Below are 815 nucleotides of genomic sequence, written 5' to 3' on the forward strand. Positions count from 1 at the left end.
ACAGCGTCGATGGCTACACTGCCTGCCAGAAGGGCATGGGTCTGGGTCGGCCCACCATTGTTGGCCAGTGGCCCAAGGTTCAAAGCTGCTGAGGTCACAGCCGTAAGTCCTGGGCAGCTTCCATCGGTGTCGAGATTCGCCCCGCTGGGGGTGAGAGTGCCAGCGTTGGAACAATTACCTCCGCTTGTACTGTTTGCGACGATTGAGTTCCTAAGGTTGGCTGTGGCACCGTTGAAAATACCTCCACCTTTTGAAGCTGAGTTCGATGCAATTGTCACAAAGCTTAGACTGCTGGTGCCGAGATTGTAAATGCCACCGCCTTTTGTGCCAGCACTATTTCCTGATAGGGTGCTGTTGGTAATGTTTACTGTACTGCTGCTGGAAACATAGATCCCTCCCCCTTCCTGGTTGACATTGTTGAAGGGGATCTTGCTGGCGTTGTTGAAGGAGATCTCGCTGGCGTTGAGGGTTACCTTGCCGCCGTTGCCGTTGTAAATGCCGCCCCCCTTTTCACTAACGTTATTGCCGGAGATCCCTGTTTTGCTGATGTTTGTCGTGCCTAAATTGTAGATGCCGCCCCCTTCCTTGCCAGCACCATTGTTGACAATGCCGGCGTTGGTAACCGTTATCGTGCCGCCGCTGCCGTTGTAGATGCCGCCTCCCTCCTGGCCGGCACCATTGTTGGCAATGCCCGCTGCGTCAATGGTTACTGTGCCCAAGTTGTAGATGCCGCCCCCTTTGTCACCAACGCCATTGTTGGAAATGCCAGTGTTGGTAATTGTTACCTTGCCGCCGCTGCCGTTGTAGATGCCGCC

At 54.7% G+C, this 815-nt stretch carries 1 protein-coding gene; it reads right to left on the reverse strand.

Annotation, left to right across the window (positions count from 1 at the left end; translation table 11 throughout):
• Positions 1–815, reverse strand: an 815-nt coding sequence (locus NW839_RS11810) for a choice-of-anchor Q domain-containing protein (RefSeq protein WP_414380667.1), incomplete at both ends; no start/stop codon positions are given.

Source organism: Synechococcus sp. R5-15, from assembly GCF_047462035.1.
In the GTDB taxonomy this organism is placed as follows: Bacteria; Cyanobacteriota; Cyanobacteriia; order Thermostichales; family Thermostichaceae; genus Thermostichus.